7 protein-coding genes are annotated in these 7195 nt (G+C 75.5%); 1 reads left to right on the top strand and 6 read right to left on the bottom strand.

The genetic code is table 11. The features are described 5' to 3' along the window. Positions 1-456, top strand: a 456-nt coding sequence (locus VFL99_RS04190) for an SDR family oxidoreductase (protein ID WP_414713713.1), incomplete at its 5' end; no start/stop codon positions are given. Positions 457-535: 79 nt separating this feature from the next. On the opposite strand, the gene VFL99_RS04185 is transcribed toward VFL99_RS04190, so the two are convergent. The 6 genes from VFL99_RS04185 to VFL99_RS04160 all read right to left on the bottom strand — a co-directional run bounded on the left by VFL99_RS04185 (position 536) and on the right by VFL99_RS04160 (position 7172). Beyond that, positions 536-976, bottom strand: a complete 441-nt coding sequence (locus VFL99_RS04185) for an SRPBCC family protein (RefSeq protein ID WP_325105077.1) — start codon at positions 974-976, stop codon at positions 536-538. Between the two features lie 197 nt (positions 977-1173). Beyond that, complete coding sequence (locus tag VFL99_RS04180) at positions 1174-1383, bottom strand: DUF3099 domain-containing protein (protein WP_325105076.1); 210 nt, start codon at positions 1381-1383, stop codon at positions 1174-1176. A gap of 60 nt (positions 1384-1443) precedes the next feature. Continuing rightward, positions 1444-2148 carry a DedA family protein gene (locus VFL99_RS04175; RefSeq protein WP_325105075.1) on the bottom strand — a complete coding sequence of 235 codons (705 nt, stop codon included), beginning with the start codon at positions 2146-2148 and terminating at the stop codon, positions 1444-1446. Between the two features lie 161 nt (positions 2149-2309). After that, a complete protein-coding gene (locus VFL99_RS04170) occupies positions 2310-3914 on the bottom strand; it encodes a DNA polymerase IV (protein WP_325105074.1) in 1605 nt (534 codons plus the stop codon). After that, positions 3868-5076, bottom strand: coding sequence for a glycosyltransferase family 4 protein (locus tag VFL99_RS04165; protein WP_325105073.1), 1209 nt, complete (start codon positions 5074-5076; stop codon positions 3868-3870). Before VFL99_RS04165 ends, VFL99_RS04170 begins: the two co-directional genes overlap by 47 nt. Further along, on the bottom strand, positions 5073-7172 hold the full coding sequence (locus VFL99_RS04160) for an O-antigen ligase family protein (RefSeq protein WP_325105072.1): 2100 nt from the start codon (positions 7170-7172) through the stop codon (positions 5073-5075). Before VFL99_RS04160 ends, VFL99_RS04165 begins: the two co-directional genes overlap by 4 nt. Positions 7173-7195 lie beyond the last annotated feature (23 nt).

Here is a 7195-nt window from a genome sequence, read left to right as displayed (position 1 = left end):
CGCACCAAGGTGGCGTGCGAACAGGTGGTCGCGGAGAGCGGCCTGCCGTGGACGACGTTGCGGGCGACGCAGTTCCACTACCTGGTGGCGGGCATGTTCCGGGCGCAGCGGCGCCTGCCGGTCCTGGTCCTGCCCAGGGGCGTGCGGTTCCAGCCGGTCAGCGTCCGGGACGTCGCGATCCGCCTCGTCGACCTCGCCCGCGGTGAGCCGGCCGGCCGCGTCGACGACCTCGGCGGACCGGAGGTCCAGCCGGTGGACGAGCTCGCGCAGACCTACCTGCACGCCCTGGGCCTGGCCCGGCGGGTGGTCGCGCTGCCGGTCCCCGGCCGCGTCGGGCGGCAGCTGCGGCACGGCTCGAACCTCACGCCCGAGCACGCGAACGGGACGATCACCTTCGGGCAGTACCTGCGCGAGCAGCCGTGGGGTGACCGGCACGGGGTGGCCGGGGCGGCGTGACGGGTTCGGCTCGACGAACGATGTGCTCCTGCCCGGTCCGGTCCGAGCCGGCCGGCCCGCTCAGAGCCGGCCGGCCCGCTCAGAGCCGGTCGAGCTGTGCGGTGAGCGCGCGGGCGTAGTCGTCCATCCGCTGCCGCAGCGTGCGGCTGACGACCGGACGCAGGGCATGCCCGGCCCCGTGGAAGGTGAGGTCGGTGGTGCAGTGCACCGTCGTGGTGCCGCCGTCGTCCGTGGCCAGCTCGTAGCGGCCGGCCGCCGTGACCGGCGCGTCGTCGAGCGTGGCCCACTCCACGTGATCACCCCGGTCGCGGACGGTGACGTGCAACCGGCGGGTGGCCGTGCCCGGTCCCTGGTGCACCTGCTGGCGGTACACCGCGCCGTCCGCGCCGCGCTGGCCGCTGTCGAGGACGGAGTCGATGACGTCGTCGCGCCAGTCGGCCTGGTGGGTGAAGTCGGTGAGATAGGCCCGGACCCGCTCCGGGTCGCGGGTGGTGGTGACGGTGAAGTCGCCGGTGAGCATGGTGGTGGTCCCTTCCGGTGCCGAACAGGTGCCGGTCCGTGGTGGATCGACGCTGTCGAGCATGCGGCCGTGGCGCCGCACACGTCGTCCTCCGCCCGGTGCGTTTCGGGCTACCCGCGGGGGAGTACGTCCCGGTCCCCGGTGCTCCTGCGGGAGTAGCCCGCGGTGGTGCGTGCGCGGCATACCGCGGGGGAGGGCTACTTGCGGAAGCCGCGGTTGGCGACGACGACCGCCACCCCGGGCAACAGCGCCGCGAAGCAGCTGAGGCCGATCGCCGCCGCGGTGGACCACAGCCGCACACCGAACCACGCGATGGCGAGCAGGGCGATGCAGGTGAGCATCAGGACCAGGTACCAGCGCTCCTGCCGTTGGCGCTGGGGGTCGAAGTCGGAGGGCAGCTTCCCCACCCTTGCAGGGTATGCCGTGTGCTCGCCCGCGCGAGCCCGCGCCACCAGCCGGTATGCCGGTCAGTCGCCGCGCGCCGTGTCCTTGCCCACCGACGTGGGGGCATGCGGTCCGTCACCGTCCGTGGTGTGCTGTCCGGGCTCCGCGTCCGGGGTCGGCACCTCGGCCTCGTCCGCGCCCGAGGCGAACCGGCGCACCAGGTGGTCGACGAGGATGCCGACGACCACGGCGATGGCGATGGCGATGACGGCGCCCAGCAGGGGGTTGTTCTCCACCCAGTGACCGGCGAGCCGGCCGACGGCGACGGACCATGCCGCCCAGGCGCACCCGGCGATGGCGTCGAACAACATGAACTTGCGGCGCGGGTAGCCGGTGGCGCCGGCCGTGATGTTCACCGCCACCCGACCGACCGGGATGTACCGCGCGGAGATGATGAGCACGGCGCCGCGCTTCTTCAGCTGCGTGCGTGCCCACACCGTCGCGCGCTGCACCCGGCCGCGGCGCTGCCACCAGAACCGGTCGACCCCGACCATCACTCCCAGCTGGTAGGCGATGTTGTCGCCCACGAAGGCCCCGGCGGCGGCGAGGGCGCCCACGAGCCAGACGTTCGGGGAGCCGCTGACCGACAGCACGGCCAGGCTGACGAGGACGGACTCGCTCGGCAGCGGTGGGAAGAAGGCGTCGATGGCGCACAGCGCGAACAATGCCGGGTAGACCCAGGGCTGGCCGGCCAGCCCCGTGATGAAGTCGTTGACGGCGTTGAGCACCCTTCCAGCCTCCCCTGCTCCCCGTTGCGGCGCCATGGGGATTGTCCCTGAACGACCCCGCACCCGGAAACCGGCGGCCGGTCGGGCCGGGCACCCTCTGCCGACTCAGCGCCCCGGGCGCCGCGGAGGTTCCCGCCGCGCGCTGTTGCGGAGTGGGAACGTCAGGCGCCCGTCCAGTCCGGCGGATCACCCGGGGAGAGCTCGGGGTCGTCGGCCGGCAGTGTCTTGATCGGCCCCGGACCGGTGCGTGGGCCCTCGAACCGCACCGTCACCCGACCAAGGCCGCTGCCCCACACCCAGCCGGGCCCGAGCTGCTCGTGCACCACGTCCTGGCCGGGGCGCCAGACGGGCAGCCGGCGGCGACGGTCCTGCCCGGGCTCGCCCGCGGCGTCGGCAGCCCCGGCCGCTTCGGGGTGGTGGTCGTCGTGCAGGGAGCGCTGCCGGTCCACCGGGGGCGCGGGGTCGTGCCCGCCCGTCTCGACGGTGGCCGACGGCTCGCCCATCGCATCCGGCACCTCCACCTCGACCTGCGCGCGCCGGCGGGCGGCCGTGAACAGGTCGGCGTCGACCGTGAGCAGCTCGTCCTGGGTGTGGTCGGCCAGCCCGGACACCCCGACGCCGAGCAGCCGCAGCCCCTCGGAGGTGTCGAGTGCGCCGAGCAGCCGTCGGGCGACGGCGGCGATGGCGGCCGGCTCGTTGGTGCTGTGGGTCAGCGTCTCCGAGCGGGTCAGCGTCGAGAAGTCGTGCCGGCGCGCCTTGAGCGTCACCGTCCGCCCGAACGCCCCGCCCTTGGCCAGCCGTGCCCCGACCCGGTCGGCGAGGGAGTCGACCTCGGCGCCGAGCACCCGCTTGTCCGTGACGTCGGTCTCGAAGGTCTCCTCCGCCGACACGCTCTTGGCCTCGCGCTCCGGCTCGACCGCCCGGTCGTCCTCGGCGCGTGCCAGCCGGTACAGCCCCTCGCCGTGCGCCCGCCCGAACACGCTCACCAGGTCGGCCCGGTCGATCCGGGCCAGGTCACCGACCGTGCGCACCCCGAGCACGCGCAGCCGCTGCTCGGTCGCCGGTCCGACGCCGCCGAGCCTGGTCACCGGCAGCGGGTGCAGCAGGGCCAGCTCGTCGCCCGGCGCGATGACGGTCAGCCCGGCCGGCTTGCGCAGGTCGGAGCCGATCTTGGCGAGCATCTTCGACGAGGCGATGCCGGCCGACGCGGTGAGCCCGCCGGTCGCCTCCCGGATCCGGTCGAGCAGCTCGGCCCCGAGCCGTCCCAGGGCGGGCACCCCCAGGTCCGCGTCGGCATGCGCGGCCAGGTCGACATAGGCCTCGTCGATGGAGACCTGCTCCACGAGGGGGGACAGCTCCTGCAGCAGGCCCATGACGACGGCCGAGGAGCGGCGGTAGGCCTCGAACCGCCCGGCCAGGAACGCCGTCCCCGCCGGGCAGCGGCGGCGGGCCTCGGCGGTGGGCATCGCCGAGCGCGCGCCGTACCGTCGCGCCTCGTAGGACGCGGTCGCCACCACCCCGCGTCCCCCGACGCCGCCGACGATGACCGGCCGCCCGCGCAGCGAGGGCTTGTCCCGCTGCTCCACGGAGGTGAAGAAGGCATCCAGGTCCAGGTGCAGGATGCTGGCGGTGGTGCGGATCGGGCCCTCCTGCGGCGTCGTCGGGAGAAGGAGGTGCGGTGCGCCCCAGTATCGCCCGCGGCACTGACTCGCCCCGCGGTCACCCGGGCTGCCGGGATCGCGCGCGCGAGGCGGTATGCCGGGCACGCACCTCGTCGTAGACCTCCCGCAGCCGCCCGGTCCAGACCCCGGCGGAGAACTCGGCCTCGTAGCGGCGGCGTGCCGCTGCCCCCAGCCGGGCCCGCCGCAGCGGGTCGGTGACGAGCTCGGCGACCGCGTCCGCGAGCAGGTCTGGCCGCCGGGGCGGCACGAGGAGCCCCGTGCCGGGCGCGACGATCTCGGGGATCCCCCCGACCGTGGTCGCCACGGCGGGGACGCCGGCGGCGAGGGCGTGGATCAGCGTGGTGGGCAGGGCGTCCTCGTGGCTCGGCTGCAGCGCGAGGTCGGAGGCGGCCAGGAGGGCGGCCGCGTCGGTCCGGTAGCCGGTCAGGCGGATCCGGTCGCGGTGCGGGCTCGCGGCGACGACCCGGCGTACCGACTCCATGGCCGGGCCGTCCCCGACCAGCGCCACCGCCAGTGGCAGGTCCTCGGGGAGCCGGTCCAGCGCCGCGACGAGGTCGGCGTGGCCCTTCTCGGGGCGGACGACCGCGACCAGCGTCGCCAGCACGTCGCCGGGGCGGGCGCCGAGCTCGGTCCGCAGGGCGGCACGCCGCCGGGCGTCGAGCGCCGGTGCGGCGGCCACCCCGTTGCGCACCGTCGTCACCCGCGCCGCCTCGCCGGGGAACACCGACAGGTACCACTGCCGCTGCGCCTCCGAGACCGCGATCGTGCGCCCCGCGGTGCGGATCCGGGCCTGTGCCGCCAGCCAGCGCTTGGCTCGGCCGACCCGGTCCGGCGCGTCCTCGATGACGTGCAGCGTGGAGACCATCGGCAGCCCGAGGGCCCGGGCCGCGTGGGCCCCGGCCAGGTCGGCGTGCTTGAGGTGGGTGTGCACGAGGTCGCACCGGCTGGCGGCGACCTCGTCGCGCGCGAGGCCGAGCGCCCGCGGGTCCCAGCGGTTCGCAAGTGCCAAGCTCCGCACCGCCACGCCCGCGGTCCGCAGCGCCCTGCCCGGCTCGGTGTCGCAGCCGCCGACGAGCGCCAGGACCGTGCTGTGTATGCCGTGTGCCCGGCCGGCCAGCGCGAGGTCGACCAGCAGGTGCTCGGCACCGCCCGGCTGCAGGCTGTGGATGACGTGGCAGACGCGGAGCACCGGCGGGGCCGGCCGTGCCGGTCGGGCGGTGCACGAGGAGCCCGCCTGTGTGGTCATCGGAGCCGCCTCCGCGCCAGCAGCACGGTGCCGGCACCGGCCAGCAGGCCGGCCCCCAGGAGCGCGGCGGCCCGCCACGGGTCGAGCACGGACACGCGGGTTGCCGCCGCCGGGCTCAGCGAGGCCCCCAGGCGGTAGAGGCCGTCGGTGCGCGCGACCACCTCGCGGCCGTGGGCGACGACGCGAGTGGTCACCCGGACCGCCTGGGCTGGAGACGCGCCGGTGGACTGCACCGTCACCAGGGCCCGGCCGGCGGTGCCGCTGGCGCTGACGGCGACCGGTGTGCCGCCGTCTCGGTCGTCGTGGGCCAGCACCTCGTCGCGGGCGCTCTGGACCAGGACGGCATAGGTGGGCACCAGGTAGCTGCGCGCCAGCAGGCCGTAGGAGTACGCGCTCGGGTTGCCCTCGTCCTCCACCGGCACGAGCACGGCCTGCTCGGTGGCGGTCCACGCCGAGACCCGCGTCAGGCCCAGGGACCAGCCCGCGCCGCACACCACGAGGGCCACGAGCGAGCCGGCGACCCAGGGCACCAGACCGCGACCGGTCCGCGGTGCTGGTGCCGGGAGCAGGCGGCGGTCGGGCACATCGACCCGGACCCGTGCCCGTTCGGCGAGGTCCTGCCCGGCGACCAGCGCCATCACGACGAAGAGCACACGCAGGTAGCCCAGGTGGAGCACCAGGCTGGCCACGGACCAGCCGAGCAGGGCCGCGAGCAGCCCGGCGGACAGGAGCCGGGACCCACGGGCCGAGCCGCCGTCGGTGGTGCAGAGGAGAGCGCGTGCCCCGAGCGCCAGGCTGCCGCCCAGGAGGACCAGCAGCCCGAGCAGGCCCAGCGCCCCGCCCTCGGCCGCGGCCTGCAGGTAGAGGTTGTGCGGCGCGACCTGGCGCAGCACGGCGGTGGTCGCGTCGATCTGGTAGGTGTCCCAGGCGACCGGGAAGTTGCCGAGCCCCACCCCGAGGGCCGGGTGGTCGCGCACCATGGCGAGCCCGATCTCCTGCGCGGCGGCCCGCTGCACCAGGGAGGCGTCGCCGGTGCTGGTCTCGCTGGCGCTGACGACCTGCCCGAGGGTCAGCAGCCGCGAGCCCAGGCCCGGGAGGAGCAGGGCGCCGGCGCCGAGCACGGGGACCGCGAGCAGCCAGCGGCGGTAGTGCCGGCCGGCGACGGCCAGCCAGAACACCCCGGCAAGGGCCGCGGCGAGGAACCCGCCACGGGACCCGGTGAGGAAGACGGCCACGGCCATGAAGAGGGTGAGCACCGCCCAGCCGAGCCGGCTCCACCGCGGGAGGCGTGCGGCCAGCGGATGCCCGGCGGCCCCCAGTGACCACGCCAGGGGCAGGAAGGCCAGCAGGCTGCGCGCCCAGAAGTTGGGGTCGGTCTCGGGGCCGGAGTGTCGGGAGGTGACGCTGCCGAGGTCCGCGGACTTGGGCACGTTGCTCAACCCGAACAGGCTGCCGGCGTCGTGCAGCAGGTACTCGTGCACGACGCTGAGGACGGCGAGGCCACCCATCACCAGGGCGGCGACGCGGACGAGGTCGACCTGTCGCCGGCCGAGGGCCCGCGCGACGGCGGCCGTGGAACGGGCACCGCTCGGGACGGCGGTCAGCAGCAGGGTGACCAGGCTGAGGAACACCGCGTCCTTGATCCGCTCCACCAGGGTCTCGAAGCCCAGCGCCGGGTCGAGCGCGCCGAACAGCGACGGCACCTGGCAGGCCAGGTAGACCCCCACCAGCAGGTGGATGGGTGACCACTGCAACCGGATCCGGCCGCGGCGCCATGCCAGCACCAAGGAGGCGGTGCCGGCGACCAGCAGCACGACATAGATCGACAGGCCGTGCACGTAGCCGAGGATCGAGCTGAGGTTCGCCACCTCGCTGACCACGAGCAGCACCACGGCCGCCCACGGACGCAGCACCGCGGTGACGAGGGCCGCCAGGCCCAGCAGGCCGGCGACACCGAGGGCTGCCGCGCGGGGCTCGACCAGGCCGCACAGCACCGCGGTGGCCGTCCCGGCGACCACGAGGGCGGTCCCGGGCAGCACCACCGGCAGCGGCACGGGCGGGCCGCCGGGCGGCTCGGTGCGCGGTCGGTAGAGCATCGCGGAATCCTCGGGCGGGACGG

Source organism: Segeticoccus sp. (assembly GCF_035708005.1).
This window is presented reverse-complemented; position numbering and strand designations above follow the sequence as displayed.

Bases quoted from the DNA above. Each gene is read 5' to 3' on its own strand.
- VFL99_RS04185 (WP_325105077.1), bottom strand. From the start codon at position 976: ATGCTCACCGGCGACTTCACCGTCACCACCACCCGCGACCCGGAGCGG.
- VFL99_RS04165 (WP_325105073.1), bottom strand. From the start codon at position 5,076: ATGACCACACAGGCGGGCTCCTCGTGCACCGCCCGACCGGCACGGCCG.
- VFL99_RS04160 (WP_325105072.1), bottom strand. From the start codon at position 7,172: ATGCTCTACCGACCGCGCACCGAGCCGCCCGGCGGCCCGCCCGTGCCG.